General features: G+C 40.5%; 14 protein-coding genes. 8 read left to right on the top strand and 6 right to left on the bottom strand.

Annotated elements, in window-relative coordinates; genetic code table 11:
• Position 1: 1 nt before the first annotated feature.
• On the bottom strand, positions 2 to 2,308 hold the full coding sequence (gene tamL, locus H148_RS0101900) for a translocation and assembly module lipoprotein TamL (protein ID WP_029033288.1): 2,307 nt from the start codon (positions 2,306 to 2,308) through the stop codon (positions 2 to 4).
• Between the two features lies 1 nt (position 2,309).
• Entirely contained in the window at positions 2,310 to 7,340 is a 5,031-nt protein-coding gene (locus H148_RS17030) for a translocation/assembly module TamB domain-containing protein (protein ID WP_051286118.1), read from the bottom strand.
• A 328-nt stretch (positions 7,341 to 7,668) separates the two neighbouring features.
• Here H148_RS17030 and H148_RS0101885 point away from each other — a divergent pair, with 328 nt between their 5' ends.
• The gene (locus H148_RS0101885; RefSeq protein ID WP_029033287.1) at positions 7,669 to 8,532 is read left to right on the top strand and encodes an OmpA/MotB family protein; all 864 of its coding nucleotides are present in this window, start codon (positions 7,669 to 7,671) and stop codon (positions 8,530 to 8,532) included.
• A 48-nt stretch (positions 8,533 to 8,580) separates the two neighbouring features.
• Here the strand turns inward: H148_RS0101885 and H148_RS0101880 are convergent, their stop codons facing one another.
• Together H148_RS0101880 and H148_RS0101875 are read right to left on the bottom strand one after the other, a co-directional pair.
• Entirely contained in the window at positions 8,581 to 9,990 is a 1,410-nt protein-coding gene (locus H148_RS0101880; RefSeq protein WP_029033286.1) for an amidohydrolase family protein, read from the bottom strand.
• A gap of 108 nt (positions 9,991 to 10,098) precedes the next feature.
• A complete protein-coding gene (locus H148_RS0101875) occupies positions 10,099 to 10,518 on the bottom strand; it encodes a DoxX family protein (RefSeq protein ID WP_029033285.1) in 420 nt (139 codons plus the stop codon).
• A gap of 170 nt (positions 10,519 to 10,688) precedes the next feature.
• Here H148_RS0101875 and H148_RS0101870 point away from each other — a divergent pair, with 170 nt between their 5' ends.
• The 7 genes from H148_RS0101870 (at position 10,689) to H148_RS0101840 (ending at position 19,798) form a co-directional block, all read left to right on the top strand.
• On the top strand, positions 10,689 to 11,192 hold the full coding sequence (locus H148_RS0101870) for a DUF4402 domain-containing protein (protein WP_245583372.1): 504 nt from the start codon (positions 10,689 to 10,691) through the stop codon (positions 11,190 to 11,192).
• Between the two features lie 750 nt (positions 11,193 to 11,942).
• Entirely contained in the window at positions 11,943 to 12,422 is a 480-nt protein-coding gene (locus H148_RS0101865) for a DUF4402 domain-containing protein (protein WP_029033283.1), read from the top strand.
• A 97-nt stretch (positions 12,423 to 12,519) separates the two neighbouring features.
• Positions 12,520 to 13,014: a DUF4402 domain-containing protein gene (locus tag H148_RS0101860; RefSeq protein ID WP_029033282.1), complete on the top strand. Its 495-nt coding sequence runs from the start codon at positions 12,520 to 12,522 to the stop codon at positions 13,012 to 13,014.
• 78 nt (positions 13,015 to 13,092) lie between these two features.
• Positions 13,093 to 13,911 (top strand): fimbrial biogenesis chaperone, encoded by an 819-nt coding sequence (locus H148_RS0101855; RefSeq protein ID WP_029033281.1) that lies wholly within the window; start codon positions 13,093 to 13,095, stop codon positions 13,909 to 13,911.
• Positions 13,912 to 16,710, top strand: coding sequence for a T9SS type A sorting domain-containing protein (locus H148_RS0101850; protein WP_083961536.1), 2,799 nt, complete (start codon positions 13,912 to 13,914; stop codon positions 16,708 to 16,710).
• Between the two features lie 3 nt (positions 16,711 to 16,713).
• Positions 16,714 to 17,217, top strand: coding sequence for a DUF4402 domain-containing protein (locus tag H148_RS0101845; protein ID WP_083961534.1), 504 nt, complete (start codon positions 16,714 to 16,716; stop codon positions 17,215 to 17,217).
• Between the two features lie 13 nt (positions 17,218 to 17,230).
• The gene (locus H148_RS0101840) at positions 17,231 to 19,798 is read left to right on the top strand and encodes a hypothetical protein (RefSeq protein WP_029033278.1); all 2,568 of its coding nucleotides are present in this window, start codon (positions 17,231 to 17,233) and stop codon (positions 19,796 to 19,798) included.
• On the opposite strand, the gene gndA is transcribed toward H148_RS0101840, so the two are convergent.
• Together gndA and H148_RS0101830 are read right to left on the bottom strand one after the other, a co-directional pair.
• Positions 19,799 to 21,709, bottom strand: coding sequence for an NADP-dependent phosphogluconate dehydrogenase (gndA, locus tag H148_RS0101835; protein WP_037324499.1), 1,911 nt, complete (start codon positions 21,707 to 21,709; stop codon positions 19,799 to 19,801).
• Complete coding sequence (locus H148_RS0101830; protein ID WP_029033276.1) at positions 21,706 to 22,218, bottom strand: GreA/GreB family elongation factor; 513 nt, start codon at positions 22,216 to 22,218, stop codon at positions 21,706 to 21,708. Before H148_RS0101830 ends, gndA begins: the two co-directional genes overlap by 4 nt.
• Between the last annotated feature and the right edge of the window lie 25 nt (positions 22,219 to 22,243).

Here is a 22,243-nt window from a genome sequence, read left to right as displayed (position 1 = left end):
ATTAGAAAGGATATCCAATCGCGAAGTTAAATACAGGTTCTGTTGGCCTGGGATCCCAGCGCTCTCCCTCTTCCAGCCAGGGAATACGCAATGGTGCTGCAAGATCGAACCTTATAACAAAGCTTTGAATATCAATTCTTAGCCCTACTCCTGCCCCCACTGCTACCTCGTTCAAAAAATCTGACTCAAAAGTACCTTTTTCAATTATTTCTCTTTGTTGATCGGTCAAATTTGTACCTGGAGGAAGATTTCTTTCAGTATTCCAAACATTTCCGGCATCTGCAAAAACAGCTCCTTTTAAGATCTGAAAGATCGGAAAACGATACTCGACGTTAGCCTCTAATCTTATATTTCCCATTTGGTCGTAATAGGAAAGATTCTCATCGGGCTCATAGGCTCCCGGACCAAGAGAGCGGATATTGAAAGCCCGAATACTGTATGGTCCTCCGGCAAAATATTGGCGACTAAAAGGCATCACATCAGAATTGCCATAGGGTACACTTAATCCTGCAAAAAACCTGGTTGCAATGGTTTGCTCCGGACTCAATTTAAAATGATATCGGAAATCTGCATCGGCTTTTGCGAATTGTGCAAATCTAAGGCCCAGGAACCTTTTCGGAGTTTCGCCGCCGCTCATGGCATCCAATGCATTTCCTGCTATGTCAAAGTTGGCATTTAAGAAAAATTGGTGAGTATCGGTGGCATCCACCATTCCGTTGTAGATAAAGGAGTAAGTGAGTCCTGCTATAAATTGCTGTTCAAAACTACGTGCGAGAAAAGTATTTTCTTCCAGGATTGCTTTAAATCTATCTGATTCATTTCCTACCTGCACATAATCTACCGAGAATGGATTGAGTTCGTGAGTAATGTACCTGTTAGCTTTCCAAATGTATCCAAAGCTACCCGATACAGAAAAGAGACTGAACAGGTTAGTACGATTAAGATATTCAAATCCTGCGCTAATCTTGGTCTTAGGAATAGAATAGTCAAACCAGTTGCTTTTTATTTCAATTATAGGAAACACCATTCTGGGAATGATAAAATCTGAGTTTAATCCTAGGAGCAGACTCGTATTCCCAACATCGGTGTCAGCCGAAATTTGCTTTTCGTATCCTACTTTACCAGTAAGCTTCAATATCTCCCCACCATGAAAAAGGTTCCGGTTAGTGTAAGTTAGTGCCAGGTGGGGGCCTGCAAAACTATTGGATTTAGTAACGGCCTGTAATTCTGCACGAATAGCTCTTTTATTTAAGGGTGACAGGTAAATATTGGCTTCAAGGTAGCCAAGGCTATCTGTAGAGAGAGAATCCAGAACATCATATCTTAGATTTACAAATTTATAAGTGCCCAAAGAGGTAATTCGTCTGCTGGTTAGAGCAGATTCTTTTGGGCTATATAGCTCCCCTTCTTCGATTAAGATAAAAGGATCCAGCTTTTCTGGCTTGAAAAAAACATCATCCTGGATGTAATTCCTTCCATTGTACCGAACACTGTCTGTATCGACAGAATCTGTACCCACACTATAATTAGGATAAATGTTTACCCGTTTAATAATATATGGTTTTATCGCTTCCTCCGGCACCTGTTTCTTCAGGCGCAGGAAAAGATCAAATTTTTTCCGGTCATATTGGTTAGTATCAGCTTCAAAAATCAAGAAATTGTTACTAAAATTGTAGTAGCCTCGTTCTTTTAAAGCATTATCTATTCGCTCTCTTTCAAACTTTAGCAGGGGCAGACTAAAAGGATCACCTTCCTCTATTAAAGATTCTGAAAGAGTTTCTTTAATTTCTTTGTAGATCCTAAGAGAATCATTATCCATTCGATATTTCTCCACGACATAGGGTTCTTCGGGAAGTGTCGCAAAGTATTGAACAGATGCCAGTTTTGCATCCCTATTTTCTTCTATCGAGAAATCCACAGTACTATAAAAATAACCTCTGTTTTCCAGTCGGTTTTTTATTAGCTCTTCGGTGTGGTATGGGTCAACATCTGAAAGATAAACCGGCTCCTCACCAAATTTTTTACCCAGAAACTTATTAATAAATCCGGGATTTTCCTTCTGTGCTTTATAGTGAAAATAAAGTCCCCAGCGGGTTCCTAGAAACTTTGCATTAGGATCGGGGGTTATTAAGGTTTGAAGTTGATCTTTGAGATCATCCTTATTTGCAATTTCATCTTCGGAGTTTAGTTCAAGATCTGCCCCGGTGTACAACAGTTTGTCTTCAGGAATGAACTTTTTGACGTTGCAGGCCTGCAGAAGTATAACGGCCAAAAATATAATAAGTCCTAAAAATCCTCTTTTTGACATGCTATTGTTCAGTTTTTTCAGGTTCTGTTTGGTTCGACTGTTCATCTTTTTCCTCTTCCCCTATTATTTGCTCCCAAAGCTCCCGGAACCTATTAAATTCCTGGGTAAAAATAAGAGCAAGACCACTCACTATCAACTGGCCATCAATGACATTCTCATAACTCCTTCTTCGGAAAGCTTCAAGTCTAAACTGGCCATCCTCTGTGAGGAGATATTCCAGGCTAACATTCCCAATAACAGGAGAGCTTTCCTCAACCTGACTACTTCCCTGCAGGTCAACCTCACTGCCTACGCTTACAATGAGACGATCGTTAAAAAGCTCTTTTTGAGCCGTAATATCAAGCTGTGTGCGTTCTTCCGGACTTGTTCCCTGGTAATCGGTATAAGAATCGAGACCAAAATTCAGATCCACACCGGTCTCCCCTAATAATCTATCTGAATATACATTCAACTGGTCTGAAATTGCTTCGTTTAAATTGTCCCTGGCGAATGAAAGTGTACCTCCACTGGCACCGTCACTTCCCGAATCGGGAAAGAACCTGTTGAGGACCAGTAGCGAGAATACCTGCTTATTAAGTTCGTTTTCCTGTTGATTTAATTGCTGTACTCTTCCGTAAACCTGACCACCAAGAGATCCCTGTGCATCTTCTGGCATATCGAGTCCGAAAGATATACTGGGTGCATTGATTTCCCCTCCTATCCTGAGGTAAACAAGGAATTCCAGCTCCTGTCGATATCTTTGCCGAACATCCATATCTGATCCCGTAATTTGGGGAGCCATTAGAGCCGAAGCAGACGTTTCCACACTATAAGAAGCAGTAATATTAAGGTCGGCATCAAGTGGGTCACCCGCCCATACGATACTACTACCCGGCAAAATATCGAATCTCCTGGTCACCAGGTTGTACAGGCTCAACTCATAATGGCCGTCCTGCAGTTCAAGCCGTCCGGACATTGTGGTTCTTCCATTAGGATAAATATCAAAAAGAAGGTCGCCGTCACCAGTTCCCCGGAAGTTATCCCCTGTTTCTTCATCAATAATAACCGTAAAGGTTGCATTTTCCTCTACAGAGATATAAGAATTCATTTTAAAGCCCGAGAAAGAAACAGCATCTTCCTCTGCTTCAGTTTGGGTAAGGATTCGGTTTGGATTTTCCCTGTTCACAAAAACTACAACTCCCTCCCGCTCCTCAAGTTCAACATTTGCTTCAGGAATAATATAGGTTAAATTTGTTTCTTCTCCTACAGTAAGATCCATTTCTACAACAGGCAACTCAAGATCACCCGTTAGGGAACCGGTGATATCAACAACTGCTTTTCCATAAAAAAGTTCATTGGCCCCCTCCTGGGAATCTACAGCTGTAAAATTTTCAGCATTAAAGCTCAAATCAAATTCTGGATTGAGATAAGTCTCTGTAAGTACTGCCCCGTCCAGTATAAGTTCGTTATTATTCAAATCCTGGATCACAAAATTTTCAAGGTAGACTCCATCGTTGTTGATCCTCAAATCTTCATCTGGAAATTCAAAAGGTGCTCCTAAGGCAGCAACTGTAAAAGCTGCGTTATTAAAATGTATGTTTCCCTCATATTGAGGATCTAAGGTGGTACCTGTAACCGACACTTCTCCCGAAAAACTGCCGCTGGTCGCACTTATGGCTTCATCTGCAAACGCTTCAACTACTTCCATCCTTATTTCGTTGAGAATTAGTTGTAGATCGAGATTTGCTGTCTGATTTGTAGCTACATAGGTGCCTGTGAGATCAAGATCTGCATTCCCTCGTAGGGCGAGGTCCATGTTATAGGAATCTACGCCTATACTGTTAGCATCTAGAGAAAGTTCTCCCAGCTGCACTCCCAATACGCCAAATTCGTTGATTAACAAATCAGCAATAAGACCTGTACTACCGAAAGGCTCCTCAATTACAAAGCTACCATTTACATTTCCTGCGGCAAGCACCTCTTCAGGATTGAGGTACGCAAATATTGACGCAAGGCTAAAATTCTCGAATTCTATTCCAATGTGTTCACTGGCTATTCCATCCACGTCATTCGAAGCCTGGAGCATTTGATTATTGCGGGTTAACAGAAATTGGTTAAAATTCCATTCATTCTCACCGATCAAAATCGCATTTTCCGGATCTATATCCCAGGGTTCCGAATTGAGTATAAGATCCTCAGGATTTATGTGAATCCTGAGCACATCATCTTCTTTTGTAGTTAAGGAACTTATGTGCATTAGCCGTTCGTCCTCATAATTTGAGGTAAAATCCAGGAATAGTTCTTCATTCACCAGTTCCCCTTCAAGAATGGTTTCCTTAATTGCAAGTGGTCCAACATTGAGACGTTCCAGACCAAGATCAAACGTGAGCTGTTCTCTGTTTGAATCCATATTGAACTGTAGGCTGTCAATTTCGCTTCCAAAGTAATGTAGGTACGGCAAACTTACCTGAGCAGCAAGTTGCTTGGTACTCTCAGCAAAATCTACTCTTACCTTTAAAGTATCCATTTCTTCCAACTGCGGAAGAAAAACTTCCTCTAAAATGGGGGAAGGGCTAACTTCTGCACGTAATTCTATATTGACAGGATTTTGCACTGTATCCAAACGTCCACCATCGTAGTAGCTTTGATAATGCCTGTCCAGAGCATTTATAAAATCCATAGGGCCGGCATTGGAACTCAAGCGAAGGTCGAGCATGCGATTGTCAACATCAATTGAAGTAGTGTCCGGCCTTACATGGGCCAGGAGATCGACTGTTCCCAGGAGGTAAGTTTCATTATCATAGACGAAAACCCCTTCGTTAATTGAACCAACCATATCGAAATTTTCGGCATTACCCTCGAAGGTGGCCCTGAGATCGAGCCCCGTATTGATTTGCCTGCTGGTAAAACCGAGTGCCTGAAGATCGGCGCCTATGAGGTTAAGATTCAGGGCAACTTTGGGAGCGATGGAATCCAGTTCCACGAAGGTTTCAAGCTCCATATTTAAGTTTTCATCTTTGTAATCAACATTTGCAAAACCTTCACCATCTTCAAGTTCTACATAAAGCTCAATATCCTCGAACTGATAATCATTATAAGTAAAACTGGAAATATTCCCCTCCACCATCGCATCAAGCTCATTTACAGTATCTCCCGAGCCTGCCGCCTGTACATCTAAACTTATAGGTCCTAAAGTTTCATTTTGAAGAAGTTGCCCCAATTCCAGTTCTGTCACCTTTATATCGGCATTAAATGCAATACCGGGAGCGGTAACAAAACGGCCATCAATATTTATTTTCCCTGCGGAAGAATTGAGGATAGCATCAATTGAAATATCATCAGCCGACCCACTGAAACTTCCTGATAAATTAATATTTTCCGGAAGCTGAATTCCAAGATCCAGTTGTTTGATAAAAGGACGAATGTCGCCCCGGGCGGAGTTAAATTTCAATTGTGGGAGATCAAATCGAAGGTTTTCGGGATCTGTGGCATTATAAATAGTACCCGAGGTGGCCGAAAGAGCAGTATTGCCCCAGTTCACATTTGCACGTTCTATAGATATTTCAGATAATTCCCCGCTGGCGTAAAGACTTCCCGAGACGCTCTTTTTGGAAAGTTCAGCAATATATTCGTTCTGCCGCAAGTCTGGTTGAAACCTGTACAAGTCCTGTAAATCCACATTAAATTCGGGCAGGTTCAGGTCAACTGTAGCATTTTCAGGATTTTCTATAAAAGAATCAAGAGATTGATAATCTATGACCAAACTTCCTTCTATCATATTGTCATTTAACCTAAGCAGCAAATCCTCCAGCAGCATTCTTTCTTCATTTATGCTAACAACGAATTCGGTTTTCTTCAAATTCAAGCCTGAAGTTTCTTTAAAATTAAGAGCTTCTACTTCGGCTCTAAGAGATTGATCGGCCAACAAGAGCTGCGGAATTCTAAGATCCAGGTCTTGCAGTCCTACAGCTTCAGGATTGAAGCTCCCGGATGTAGGACTGCTGTCATCGACGCGATATCTAAAGCTGTTATCTTCCAGAACAACATCTGAAGCCTTCACCTGCCATTCCGGCCATTGAAATCCCTGGGTTCCTCCAGAAGTTGATATGGTATCCTGCTCGGCTTGAGCTACAGCTGTCGTTTTTGTTTGTAAGTAGATCTTTGAATCATTCAAGGCAAGTCTGTCAATTTTTAGAATAGTATTTTCCAGATCGGCAGCGGGTAGTTCTAAAAGAAGATCCTGTATATCAATATCGGCCACTATCCCATCGGGAACAGAAGTGTAGGATCCTTCCACATTATTCAGTTCCAGGTTTTCCACTGCCAAAAAGGGCAATGGGATAGTATCTTCCCGGGGTGTATTGGGAGCCGGTTTTGTTTGAGCATATCTAAATCTGGTATCTTCCAGAAGAGCTTCGCCAGCTTCAAAGTGCATACTGTCAAGCTCAAATTCCTGCATCTCAAGTAGTAATCTGCCCAGGGCGACTTTAGTATCAATACCCAAATATTTATCATCATAGCTGAGTCTGAAATTGGAAATATTAATATCTCCGAGCCGAATTTCCATTGCCGAAGCAGCAGTATCTGCGGGTGTAGTGGTCGCAGTAGTATCTGCTGTTGCAAAAGCTTCGGTAAGAAAATCAAAGTTAAATCCCTGGATAGTATCTGTCCGGTCGATATTGGCTACCCCTCCGTCCCAGTCCAGGCTGTTAAGATAAAAGCCATTTCCTTTTATAAGGGGCATTAGAGAAATATCGGCTTCAAGTTCCCGGGTATATATTAAGGTATCTCCTTCTTTATCTTCCATATAAAGACCTTCCAGACTTATATCCCCGTCGAAAGTGATAAAAAGACGATCGACTTCTACAACTGTATTTGTTTTATCGGTTATGTAATCAACCAGTTTATCGACAATAATCCCCTGCCCCCAGGGACTGCGGATGAAGAGTAATAAAAGGAAAATGAAGATTACAATCCCAAACAGGATCTTAAAAAATAATTTAAGGCCGGAACCTTTCTTCTTTTCTTCCTTTTCATTTTTTTTTGTTCCCAAAGAATATCTTTCTACTTGCTCTAATGTATTTCATTTAATCTTTATCCTGAAATTCCTGAAGATAAAACACTGTTAAACAGCAGCTTTCAAAAATGGTACTTTTGACCGCGAATTTCCTGAAGATTTTTCAGGGAAAAAGATAAAAATTTCCCCGCAAGCAGCCATTTTATTAGGAATAATTTAGCAACAGGCAAAGGTAACTAATAATCTTACGTTAAAAATGGGGAGCTGAAAAAGGGTTTTCTATAATTTCGACTTCAATAAACCGTTTTTTATGTCCAAAGCTCTAAATCGTAAGCTTGAACATTTAAAACTAAAATTAAAAATCATGAAAAAAACTCTTGCCGTAACGGTACTGGCAGCAACAATGCTGACATCTTGTGTTTCGAAAAAGAAATATGTGGCACTTGAGGAAGATTACAATAACACCCGAAGTAATCTACAACAAACTCAAGTAGAAAAAGAAAGACTTGAGGAAAGATTAAATGCCATAGAACAACGGGTAGCAGATTACAACGCCAGAATTTCCTCTTTGACCGAGGAAAATGATCAAATGCTGGAAATGAATGATTTAACGGTTATGTCCAGAGCTAACAAGCAAAAGATGAGGGAAACCCTTACAAGGATTGATCCCGTGCTACTTGCTGAGGCTGAAACCCTTGAGGATTCGATAAATCTCGCGGTGGCCTACAATCTGGAAAGCCAAATAAGCAGTGGAAGTTCAGAAGATATTGACATTACAGTTGATGAAACAGTAGTGATGATCAATGTTTCTGACAAATTGCTTTTTAATAGCGGAAGTCACAGAGTGAGTCGCGACGCCTACCCCCTACTTGAAAAACTGGCAGAAGTGATTAATTCTGAACCGGCCATGGAGGTTATGATAGAAGGTCATACCGACTCTCAAACTATGGTAGAGAACTCTTACATCCAGGATAACTGGGAACTTAGTGTAAGAAGAGCTACTGCTATCGTAAGATTGCTTCAGGATAGGTTTAACGTAGAACCTGAGAAGCTTATCGCAGCAGGACGCAGCAGCTATCAACCTGTTGCCGACAATGATACTAAGGAGAACAGGGCTTTGAACAGGAGAACCAAAATTGTTATCCTTCCAAATCTTGATAAATTCCTTGCTTTGTTAGACTCAAATCAATCGGCTGCAGCACAGCCCTTAGACCAATCCAATGATTAAAATCTGGTTTAAATGATTTTAGAAGGCTGTCCGGTTGGGCAGCCTTTTTTATTTACTATTGGCCACCGCACGTTTTAACCTCTGGAATGCGACCTTTGCTTCTGAAATTAATTTTTCAGAATCGAGGTTTGTTAAACGTCCATCTTTTTTGAGGATCTTGCCGTTTACAGCCACCAAATCCACATTCATTGGCTGAGCAGCCTCAACTATCAGACTTTTAGGCTGATTCCCTGTAGAAAAATTCAGATCATCTTTCCTTAACATGATGAGATCGGCTCGTTTTCCGGGCGTAAGGCTGCCGGTAATATGACCCATTCCTAAAGCATGCGCTCCGTTTATAGTCGCCATTTTAATAACTTCGGAAGGTTTCATATAAAATTCCTCTTTAGCTTCAGCATTAGCCAGGTTCAAAAGAAGTTTCATTACAGAAAAGAGATCGGCATTTCCGGAAAGCGGGGTGGTATCCACTCCTACTGCCAGATTTACTCCGGCAGAATACAACCTGTTGACCGGTGGAAATCCATATCCTATCCGCATTTCAGAATAAGGAGTCATGGTGAGGCTGGTATCGGTCTCTTTCAGGAGTTGGATTTCAGAAGAAGTAATAGCATTTCCGTGAATAATATTCACATCTTTTCCCAATAGTCTTTTATCCGCCAAGTGCTGAATTTGCCCTTTTTGTGCTTCAACAGAACTTGCGTGTATTGCGATTCCCATGTTTAGGTCCCGTGCTTTTTCCCAATCTTCAGCAAGATTTTCATATCCCGTACCCCGGGATCCCAAACCAAGCTCTAAAAGTTTATATTTTTCGTTTCCACGAATTTCCTGAAGAACTTCCCTTATCCCACCGAAATGTGTAGCTTCACTACCAGGCTGATCGCGATATCCACCATAGAGCACCTGGGCACGAATACCAGCCTCGGCTAAGGCATTACAGCTAGCCATTACAAAGGAGGGTTTTCTGGCATTGTGGTTGAAATCACTAAGACAGGTAATACCGGAATTAATGGCTTCAGCAGCAGCATAGCGGGCAGCCAGTTCCATATCCTCTTTCGTATAATACTTTGAATAAGCAGCGGTCATAGGAAAATATCCCTGTCCTTCACTGTATCCTGCCATACTTCGTAGCAATGAGGTCCAGAGGTGCCAGTGGCAATCAATGAGCCCGGGCATTACAATCGCTCCGGAACCATCAATTACCATAATGCCTTCTGGAGGAACTATATTGCTGCCTATTTGTGATATCCCGCCATTCATGACCAGGATAGAAGCATCTTCAAGATCTCCCACCTGCTCATCCATACTTATAATATGAGCGTTTTTAATTAGAAAAGAAGTTTCCGGGTCAAAGTCCGTAACATCTAAAAAATTGTTTAGGAAAGTAAACTCCAGTGGAAGAAATCCGGCGGCAGTAAATAAACCCGAATTTTTTAAAAAATTACGTCTTCCTTTATTCATGCTTAAAAGATAGCAGGAAAAGAAAATTTGATCTCCCAAAAAATTATTAAAAGATCAAAACCCACTACGGGAGAAGAGGTTTCGAACGAATTGAAAAATATTCCCGATCTATTTGTTTTTCCTCAACCAGTAAAAATCCAAGGAATGTTTTCCCGCACCGGTAATCAAAAGCACCGTGAAAATCAGCAAATACAATATTGCCATCTCTTTACGCTGAAAAGGATCGGAGGCATGAATAATAAAAGCAGCAACAAACATTGTGATCATTAATGGAATTACTGCTAAACGGGTTCCTAAGCCGAGAATAACCAGAATTGAGCAAACAAATTCTGCAAAAACTACCAAAGCTAAGCTGGTTCCCATACCTAAGCCAAACGGATCTGCAAAAACTATTTCTTCACTTCCAAATAAATTCATAAGCTTAGGAAAGCCATGGGTTAGCATTAGACCGGCAGCACCAAGTCTCAGGATCAACAATCCAAGATCTATTTTTGAAAGTTCCAGATTGGTAGTATATGTGTTGCTCATTAAATAAAATTTGTCCTAAATATATAAAAGATCCTTAAATTCAGTAAGTAGTTGAATTTGAGATTATACCGTTATAGTTAAGAGGCTTTGTGTATTTCATCGATACTATTATGCCTTTCATCTAATTTATTCTAAAAATTTCCTTAATATTGATTTAGAAGAAAATTGAAGTGAAAATTTTTTTAATCTGTTTTAATATAATACTGTTTTTCCTGGCCGGCAAGACCTATGGGCAAGCCAGTGCCACAGCTTCTTTTACTGCCTCGGCTACCATAATTCAACCTATAGGTATTACCACTACTGCTAATATGAATTTTGCTAACCTGGATGCAAGATCCGGAGGAGCTGTAATCCTTAGTCCGGAAAATACCAGGATAAGTACGGGTGGTGTGACTCTTGCCGATAACGCTACTGTTTCTGCCGCTTCTTTTGAGGTGACCGGAGAAGAAGGGTTTACTTTTTCTCTCACTCTTCCCGAAGATGAATATGTCTTATTTAATGGGAATGAGAAAATGATCATCAAGGACTTTACCAGCAGTCTGGGAGAAAGCCAAAGCTTAAGTGGAGGATCTAAAGTAGTTAGAGTTGGAGCTACTTTAAATGTTACCCCAAATCAGATGCCGGGAGTTTACAACAGTCGGTCATCAATAAACATTACCGTAAATTATAACTGATCCGAGTAGAAAATTTTACTGCTCTCCTCTTCCAAATTTTATTTATTTCAAGTAGTTTATCGATTTTTCACTTCGTGTAACGAATAATTTTTTCTTACTCCTGCTTTTAATCCATATTTACTCAGAATTCACTGCCCCCTATCTTAAGATTCATATCCCTGCCTATTAATAAATCTGAATATTAATTATTAAGCCGCTCCGGCTTAATAAGCAGTTTTGTTACATAATTAAACCAAAAGATAAGATACTTAGTTGAGAATTCGGTTGAAGCTATAGCTAAAAAAGGGTATTATGCAATTATTATAGGTGTGACTGTAGTTTTGGTCCAGGTAGTAATTGATTTCATCTATTTTAGTCAGCTGTAGCATATCTGGAAGAAATAAATTTCTCCTTTGAGTAAAAATTAACGGGTTTTGATTGTCGGCTAATTAGTCTTCCCTGTATGTATAAATTTTTTGGAGCTCCCAAGGGGGTAACATTTCAGGTAATTGCTTAATATATATTAGGATTCATTTACTTCTAAGACTGGATTACCGGTCAAATAACATTAACTCCAGACACCTTTAATTACTTCAAATGATAATTTTCAGGCTGTTAATGGGCAAATTTTAACCTTTTTGTGTATTTCAACGAATTTGCAGTACCCTCATCGAGTTTTGTTGTAGGAGCTTTCCTTAGGGAGTATGTTTGCCTCGTTAAATAAAAAGAAACCCAAATAGTAAAAAATAATACCCATTAATTACCTACACCATGAAAAAATTTACTTTTATCTTATTCGCTCTTATCGCTGGAACAACATTTGCTCAAACTGCTACTGCTAACGCGGCTGCTGATATTGTAAGCCCACTTTCACTTACGGCAAAACAAGATTTGAACTTTGGTAAGGTTTCAAACAATACTGCTGGATCTGTTATAATTGCTACAGATGGAACAGCTTCTGGATTATCTCAAATAGGTACTACTGCTCCAGCGGCAGCAACATTTGATGTGACTGCTGCGAATAATTATAATTATACTGTTGCTTTACCAGCCTCTGCAACTCTTAGCAATGGAACTGTAGACATCACAGTAGATACATTTAAACACAATGCTTATGCAGAAGGTGCAAGCAATGCAACAGGTTCGGGTACTGCACAAACTTTTGGAGTAGGGGCTACTTTAAATGTAGCTGCTAGTCAAGCTACTGGAAATTATACTGGTCAATTTGATGTAACGGTTGCTTACGAATAAAAAATAAAACACAGTATTAGAAAACGCCGCCCTTGTGGCGGCGTTTTTTAGTTTTAAGCAACTCATTAAACCTAACCTATAGTGATTAAACTCAACCATGGATAAAATAATAATCATATTATTTTCCTTATTGTTCTCTACCCAGGTTTTTGCCCAGACATCAGCTGCGGCAACAGTTACAAGTCGGGTGACGATCATCGATCCCATTAAAATTGATAAAACGGTAGATCTGGATTTTGGAAATGTAATTAGTGCCTATAATCCCGGTACTGTGATCCTGACCCCGGAGGGTTCAAGAGTAGCTAATGGCGTGCAGATTTCATCTTCTTTCCCCGGCACAGTGAATCCTGCAGAAGCCATTGTAACTCACGGAAATAATAATTACTCTATCACCTTTCCTGAGTCCTTTGTGCTTTTTAATAGTGATAATCCGGATCAACAGTTAATAATAGATCAATTTACCGTTGAACCCGAAGAAGGACTCATTTCTGATATTATAAAGATTGGTGCAAGATTAAATCTAGAGGCTAATCAGGCATCAGGATTTTACACCAATTCTTCAGGTTTTAATGTTACGGTTACCTATAATTGATTTAAGAAAACTTTAACTTTCTCGGCTTCTTTTATTTACATTTGCTTCAGTTTAAAAATTAGAAAATTCAGCCCCCGCATGAATACAAAATTACTCTCACTTTCAATTTTATTATTGCTTTTTTCCCTTCCTGAAATTTCCATAGCCCAGGGGGATCTAATGATCATGCCGAAAAGGCTGGTCTTCGATGGTTCCCAGAGATCACAGGAGATCAACCTGGCTAATACAGGTAGTGATACTGCTGTTTATGCGATTTCTTTTGTCAATTATAAAATGACAGAGAGTGGAAATTTTGAGCAAGTTGAAGTGCCTGAAGAAGGACAGCAATTCGCCCAGGATTTTCTCAGATATTTTCCCAGGCGTGTAACTCTGGCACCCAATGAGGCCCAGACTATCAGGGTTCAAGTCACTCGTACAGGAAACCTTGAGCCGGGAGAATACCGGTCTCATATGTATTTTAGGGCTGTGGAAGAGCAAACTGCGCTTGGAACAGAAGAAGCCGAAGAAAGCGAAGGTATTTCCATAAATATCAAAACGGTTTTCGGTATTAGTATTCCAATAATAATCCGTGAGGGGGAATCTACCACACAACTTGAATTATCGAATATTGAACTTCAGAGGGAAGATGAAAACCCAAAACTTTCTTTGGTGCTTAATCGTACGGGAAATATGTCGGTATATGGCAACATTCAAGTAGATCATATTTCTCCACAAGGAGATGAAACTGAGGTTGGAATAGTAAAAGGAGTTTCTGTTTACACTCCCAACAAGAAAAGAAATTTCAGTTTTGATTTGAGAAATTCACAAGATGTTAATCTCAATAGTGGAAAGCTCCGGGTTTCTTACACCGAAGAAAATGGAAAAATTCTAGCTTCTACAGATATAGACCTCAATTAAATGTCTGGAGCCAAAACATCATTACGAAATAGTCCTTTTTCACTTGTCTTTTTCGTTTTATTGTTTTCGGGGAACTTGTTAAGTCAGGTCCGTACAGCAAATGCAGGTAGTTGGATAGAAACCAATACATGGCAGGACGGTGTTGTACCTGGAATTAATGATGTGGTTTTGCAAGATGTATTGGTACAGAATGATTCTGTAGTTATTCCCACAGGATCAACTATAGAAATTAATAATCTTACTATTGATGGTGGTGGAAAATTAGTTGTTAATGGTACTTTAATTATCCACGAAAACTTCTTTATGACTAATACATCAGTAGGTTTTTCTATGGGCTCCTCTGCCGCTGTAATTGTTTATGGAAACTTTGAAATTAAAAATCAAGTAGAAATATCTTTATCCAGTTTCTTAGTTGTCTATGGTAATTTTACAAAAAGTGGTTCATCTAACCAAGGTGACGTAACAATAGAAGATGGAAATATTTACATTTTAGGTGATGTAAACGGGAACGGTTGGCCAGATGATTTTGGCTGTACAACAGATGGGTATGAGGGAAGCACCCCAGATGAATCCCAAGACTGCGATTATGGAGGTGAACAGGATTTTGAAGATAATCAGGATACCTTTCCTGAAGAACTTATTGACTATATAAACTGCTACGATCTTAGTGATATTTCGAGTCAAATAGTATGTCCTTCACAAACAGCCACATTCAATGTTGCTGAGATTGCTGATGTAAATTATCAATGGCAGGAAAAAACTGGTGATGGAGATTGGACTCCTATAGGTTCCAATTCCAATACTCTTTCTGTTCCTAATGTTTCACTAACTGATGAAGGAAACTTTTACCGTGTAATTGTTAAACCTGCCGCCGGTAATAATTCTAATTGCAAAATTTCTATTTCCCGGAATGTTAGTCTTAGTGTCAACTCTTCCGGAATTTGGACAGGCCAGGTAGACACAAACTGGAACAATACCGCCAACTGGAGCTGCAGTACACTTCCTACTTTAGGGATCGATGTACTTATTCCAGCGGGATTAACAAATTACCCTTCTTTATTTACAGGGGCAACAAACGCTCTGGCCAGGAAACTAACTATAGAAGCCGGAGCTTCAGTAATTATTAATAACAACTGGATTAGAATGGCCGGGGACCTTCAAAACTCCGGAATTTTGAATGTTGCAAATGGCAGTGTCTCTTTGGAAGGAACCACAGTCCAAAATCTTTTTACAGGAGCTTTTACAGAAGATAATGTTCTCAATCTCAACATTAAAAATTCAGCAGGAGTTACTTCCAATGCGAACATTCGTGTTTTAAATTCTCTAAAGGTGGAAGAGGGAACATTTGATACAGGTAACTCCCTGCTTCTGGTATCCGATTCTTCGGGAACTGCCTATATCGATGGCAGCGGAAATGGACAGGTCACCGGTACTACAACAATGCAGCGCTATCTCTCAAATGCCTTTGGTTATAAATACTTTAGTACCCCATTTCAAAATTCTACTGTAGCCAATCTGGCTGCCAATTTTAATCTTACGAATTCGGAAACCGGTTTTCCTCATCTTTATGAATATCTGGAAAACAGAAAAGATTCAGTAGGAAATGATCTTACCGGCTGGCAAAAATATTTAGACTCGGCTTCAGCTTTACAACCGGGAATTGGCTATGCGATCAATCCAAGTGGAGAAACCATCCCCTTGACCTTACAATTATCAGGACAGGTGAACAACGGTGTTTTAGAGGTTGCTCTTCAAAACAATACAGGAACCTACACAAATGGTTTTAATTTAGTGGGTAACCCATACCCTTCTCCCATTGACTGGAATCTTATGGTTCCTAACCTAAACGGAATTGACAATGCCATTCATTTCTTTACAGCCACTGCGGGTAACCGGTACACTGGAACCTATACTTCTTTTGTAGACGGAATTTCTACAGATGGTCGCTCTTCCAGTATTATCCCGTCCATGCAGGGATTTTTCGTGAGAGTGAGTGACCCGATTGATGGTAATAATTCCTCAACCGCAACTTTACAATTCACTAATGCTGTAAGGACGGGGAATCAGGCGCAACAGGCCTATTATAAAACACAAAATAAAGCTGAAGTCCCACAAATAAGACTTACTGCTGCATTTAAAGACAAAAAAGTAACAGATGCTACTGTGATCTATTTCAGAAACGGGGGAACTCCCGAATTTGAAAAAGAGATAGATGCACAAAAATTACTAAATACGGCTATAGACGTCCCAAGTTTTTACAGCCTGAGTAATAAGAAAGAAAAACTCTCTATCAATGCTGTTTCAGGTTTCGGGATTGAGACTGTGGAAATTCCCCTGGGAATTTCAACCGAAAGATCGGGTGAAATACTCCTGACTCTTTCTGAAACCAGAAACATTTTTGCATCACTTCATATTTACCTCAGGGACAATAAAAAGAAGGTGCTAAAAGATCTTGATGACGATCATGAGTATTCCTTTACCTCTCAAAAAGGGGAAAATAACGACCGCTTTGTATTGGTGTTTTCCTCCAGGAAATTATCGGCTGCAGAGATTGCCCTTGCCACGGAAGGTTTTATTGTTTACAATCACAAAAAAGAAATCGTGGTAAAACTTAATCTGCTGAACAATAACAAGGGAAAAGTTATCCTGAGTAGTATGTCGGGACAAATACTTCAGAGTAAATCTGGTACCGGTAAGGAGGAGATCAGGTTTAGCGGAATTATGACTACGGGAATTTACCTGGTGACGCTGGAGACAGAAAAAGAAAGTCAAACTAAAAAAGTAATGTTTAAAGATTAAGAAATGACGAAAAAAAACTTCTTCTTATTAATCTTTTTGAGCCTCTGGAGTACTGCATTTTTTGAAATGGTTGCCCAGGAGAATCCGCCTATTCCTGTGACTGTCGAGGTGCGGAATGCACAGGGTCTCAATTTTGGAGCTTTTACTGTTGGGAATGCTGGTGGGAATGTGATTGTTAGTCCCAATGGAGACCGAACGGGGGATACAGATGTTTATTTACTCAACCTCGGAAGTCCTCACCATTATGCTATTTTTGACGTATATGCTAATCCGGGAACCCTTCTTCAGATTCAACCAGTCAACAACATTTCACTCTCAGGGCCTTCAGGAAGCAGTGTCACTTTAAGCATTGATCTATATCTGGATATTAGCACCGGTCAAACTTTTATTACAACAACTAATCCTCATGAAGTATTTGTGGGGGGAAAATTACATATTCCCAATCAGGATGCCGGACCCCCGGGGAGCTATAACGGAACTTTCACCCTAACCTTCATTCACGAATAGAAAGCCAGAATTAATGCCCTCCTCCTCCCGCCTTTTATGTTCTGACGTTTTCCAGTTCCTGGTTGTCGTTATCCTGTTATTGTGGGTTTCCAACATTGCAGCTCAGTCAACTCCGCCGGAATATGATGAACTGGGTGTCGAAATGAACATTTCCAGGTTGGGAACATTTGAAATTCCTATTGCCATTAAAGGGGAAGATGCTTATTTACCTGTGGAAGTGATATTTGACATTTTGAAGATCAAACACGAAACTAATGGGGAAGTTCTTAGCGGATTTATCATTCATCCCGATTCCACCTATATGATCAATTGGCAGCAACCGGAGATCACATACAAGGGTGAAACTTTTAGCTTATCCAAAAATGATGTTTTAATCACTCCTTCCGGAAAATACCTTAAAGCTGATTACTTCGGGAATATCTTTGACCTGGATACTCAATTCTCCTTCCGAAGCCTTTCCGTAGAGCTGGAGACAGACAAGGAACTGCCTGTAATCAAAGAAATGCGACTGCAAAAAATGCGGGAAAATCTGGACCAGGTTAAGGGTATCGTAGTTCCAGATACTTTGATTCCACCACGTTATCCTTTCTTTAAAGCCGGTACTTTGGATTGGGGTGTTGTTACTACTCAGCAGACCGGTTTTGAAAATGATAACAGACTAATGCTCGGTCTGGGAACCATGTTCCTCGGAGGGGAAACCAATTTAATGCTCAATTATTCGAGCAGGTTGCCATTTTCATCACGTAACCAATTTTATCAATGGCGTTATGTAAACAATGATAACAAGTATCTTACACAGGTAACTGCAGGACGAATTTTCACAAGGGCTACCTCTTCCCTTTTTGCACCGGTTTCCGGAGTACAGGTGACCAACAGTCCTTTTCAAAGCAGAAGGTCTTTTGGAACTTATCTTCTCAGCGATTATACCGAACCACGCTGGACAGTTGAACTCTATGTGAACAATGTGCTGGTAGCTTTCACAGAGGCAGATGCCTCAGGTTTCTACAGTTTTGAAGTACCGCTTATGTACGGTAATACAGCAGTAAGCCTCCGCTTTTACGGTCCATGGGGAGAAGAGCGAATTGAGGACAGGGTGATCAATATCCCTTATAATTTTGTTCCCAAAAATGAACTGGAATACACGCTTAGCGCCGGAGTTGTAGAAAATGAAGAGTGGAACCGGTTTAGCCGGCTCAACCTGAATTATGGTCTTAGTAACGCCATCACTATTGGTGGTGGGGTTGAGTACCTTTCTGAAGTTACCAGTGGAGAGGTTATGCCTTTTGTAAATTCTTCGGCCAGGATTGCTTCGGGCTTATTGTTCTCTGGTGAATATATGTACGGGGTCAAAGGCGAAGCATTATTAAGTTATCGTTCCCCCCGTAATTTCCAGGTAGACTTTAATTATATAAACTATGATGAAGATCAAACGGCAATAAACTACAACTATCTTGAGGAAAGAAAAGTTAGTCTCTCTACTCCTATCCGTATTAAATATTTCACCATGTTTAGCCGCTTTAGTGTAAACCAGATCATTATGCCTACCACCGAGTTTACTACGGCACAACTCCTGCTTTCAGGTGCAGTTTTTGGCATTAGCACTAACTTTACAACTTATGGGCTGTATAATGACAGGATGGACGAGCCTACTATTTATAGCTCCATATCCCAAACTTATCGTTTGCCTCAAAAGTTCTTGTTTTCTCCGCAAATTCAATATGACTTTAGCCGAAATAATTTTAACAATCTAATTCTTGAAATTGAACGTCCTTTTTTTCGGCAGGGCTTTCTTAACCTCGCCTATGAGAATAACTTTTTAAGAGAAGCTCATATTTTCGAAGTGGGATTACGTTACGCATTCAATTTTGCTCAAACTTCGGCCACCTCAAGAATTGGAAATAGAAATTCCTCCTTTGTACAATCGGCTAGAGGGAGTTTGATGCTCGATGACAATACCGGGTATGTGATGGCCAGCAACCGCACAGCCATGTCCAGAGCTGCACTTACAATAATTCCGTTCCTGGACCTAAATCGCAATGGGATCAAAGATCCAATGGAACCGGGCGTTCCGGGCCTTGAACTTAAGAACCGAAGTGGCAGACTTAGTTATGACGAGGAGGAAACAATACTTCGAATCACAGAGCTTCAGCCATATATTGACCTCGTTCTGGAATTGGATCCTTTGAGTCTGGACAATATTGCGTGGAAAATACCGAATTCAAAGATCCTGGTAAAAACTCAGCCCAACCATTTCAAAGAAATATATGTTCCTGTTGAAGTCATGGGTGAAATTGGTGGAATGGTTTATTTCAAGGATGGTACCACGAGTGGTCAGGGCAGGATTCTAATTAACATCCTGGATCAAAAAGGGGAAAAAGCTGCTCAAATACTGAGTGAAGGCGACGGATATTTTAGTTATTTAGGCCTTGCCCCCGGAACATACACTGCAGAAATTGATCCCGCACAACTTCGGAAGTTAGGATATGAAGCCACTCCCGAAAAGGTGGAATTTGAAATAGAGGTCGACCAATATGGGGATATTGTAGATACCCTGGAATTTATCCTTTCCCCGGCAGAATAGTTATTTCTCCTCCTGTAGCCATTGGGTGTGAAAAAATTCACCTCTTGCTTTGTCTTTTCTTTCATAGGTATGTGCTCCAAAATAATCCCGCTGCGCCTGGATCATATTAGCCGATGATTGTTCGACAGTGAAACTCAGCAGGTAATTTGCTGCGGCACTCATCACCGGCACGGGAAAACCGGCTTCTAAAGCTTTGCCCACCACCTTTAGCAGGGATGTTCTGAAGTTGGAGATTTCCAGAACAATTTCCTCCTGCATTAAAAGATGCTGTTGATAATTATTGAATTTAGCAACCAAATCTTCCATAAGTTTACTTCTTATAATACAGCCATTTGTCCAGATTCTTGCAATTTCTGAAAGATTTAAATTCCAATGATATTCTTTTGAAGCTGCTGTGAGCAGATCAAATCCTATGGCATGATTTACAATACTTGTGGCTTTATAGGCCTCAAAAAAAGCACTTTTAAGCTCGTTTATATTTTCACCTTCTGAAGTTTTCAGGTCATATAATTTTGCAGCAGCGGCACGCTGTTCCTTCATTCCGGAAATATTTCTTGCCATCACTGCCGCACTAATAGTGTCCAGCGGAACTCCCAGTTCCAGAGCAGCATTGGTAGACCAGCCTCCTGTGCCTTTTTGCTTGGCTGCATCCAAAATATTATCAAGTAATAATTCTCCGTTTTCTTTCTTCCGAAGTATGTCCACAGAAATTTCAAGCAGGTAACTCTGCAGTTCCCGGTTCCATTCCTCAAAAAGGTCGGCAATTTCGTCAGGTTTTGCACTGGTGTGAAATCTTAACAGGTGATAAGTTTCTGCAATGAGCTGCATTTCGCCATACTCGATTCCGTTATGCACCATTTTCACAAAATGTCCTGCGCCATCGGGTCCTACATAAGTACAGCAAGGCTCTCCGGTTTTATCCCTGGCTGCAATTTTCTCAAGTATGGGCCCTACCCTTTTATAGGAGTTTTCCGGTCCTCCCGGCATGATGGAAGGACCTTTCCTGGCACCTTCTTCGCCACCTGATACACCTGCTCCCATGAACAATATGTTCTTCTTCTTTAAATCTTTTTCTCTCCTAATGGTATCTTTATAATGGGAATTCCCTCCGTCAATAATAAGATCATTCTTTTCCAGGTATGGAAGCAAATCTTCAATGACAAAGTCTACCACTTTCCCCGCATTGACCATGAGCAGAATATTTCTGGGTTTTTCCAGGCTTTCCACAAAGGCTTTTAAATTATCATAGCCCTGAAATTTCAATCCGGCATTTTCTGAAACAAAGTTTTTTGCGATATCTACTTCGATCTTATCAATATGTCGATTGTAAACAGAAACGCTATAGCCTTTGGAAGCCATATTAATGGCCAGACTCTGCCCCATCACTCCCAGCCCAAAAAGGCCGATTTCCGCTTTGTTTTTTACTTTTTCCATGATCTCATCTATTATTTGTTCAGGAGATTGATCGACATCTACATGGATACCGTAAGACGGTAACTCAAGGGATTCATATTGTGACTGCAGAAGTTCAGGCTTAAAATAATGTCCTTCTCTGCCGGCAATGCGTGCGCGAATGACTTCATAATCTGAATGCAAAAAGATCCAGGTGATATGATCTTGCGGCAGCACCTGTAACTGCTTCCGGTATTTTTCCTTTAAAGCAGAACATGCCAGAACAGCACCATATTTCCCCTGCCATTCGGTGATTTTTATACTCAAATTCTCCAGCCATTCTTCACGATCATCATCCTTCAAGGCAACTCCGGATTCCATCTTCTTTACATTTTCAACCGGATGAAAATCGTCGGCGTCAAAAAAGGGAATTTCGAGCTGCTTTGCCAGTAATTTACCAATGGTTGTTTTTCCAGCCCCAGAGACGCCCATTACTATATAAACATGCTTCTGAATCATTTATAGTTGATGTTTAGGATCTCCAATTCCTGCATTGCTCCTCCCATTTGTACTCTAGCCGTTTCTCCAGCTTTCTTTCCGGTAAGTGCTTTGGAAAGAGGTGCTAAAAATGCTATTTTTCGTGCCTTAATATTTGCCTCGTCGACACCAACAATTGTAAAAGATTGTTCTTTACCTTTTTGTGGTCCGGCCAGAGGTCGGAAACTAACTGTTGCACCAAATCTTACCTCGTCCTGGGACTGTTCTTTAGGTTCAAGGATTCTTGCTGAACTAATCCGCTCATTTAATAGATTGAGTTTTCCATCGATTACGGCGGCAGCGTGTCGTCGATCCTTATCACTGCTAATATCCAGATTCTTTCTCTCCTTTTCCAGGGTCTCCCGTTCCTCAAGGAGTTGCCTGTGCCCCTGCGGAGTAACATAATTAATCACCCCCGCAGGTAATGCTGCTCGTGGCGGAATAAACGGCGCTTCCTCCTGGTCTTCTTCTTTTACAAATCCGCGGCTCATAGCTCTCTTTTTCTTAAAGGTCACA

The organism is Salinimicrobium terrae DSM 17865 (assembly GCF_000424665.1).
GTDB classification, from domain to species: Bacteria; Bacteroidota; Bacteroidia; order Flavobacteriales; family Flavobacteriaceae; genus Salinimicrobium; species Salinimicrobium terrae.
Note: the sequence above shows the minus strand (reverse complement) of the source record. Positions and strands in the feature narration are given on the sequence as shown.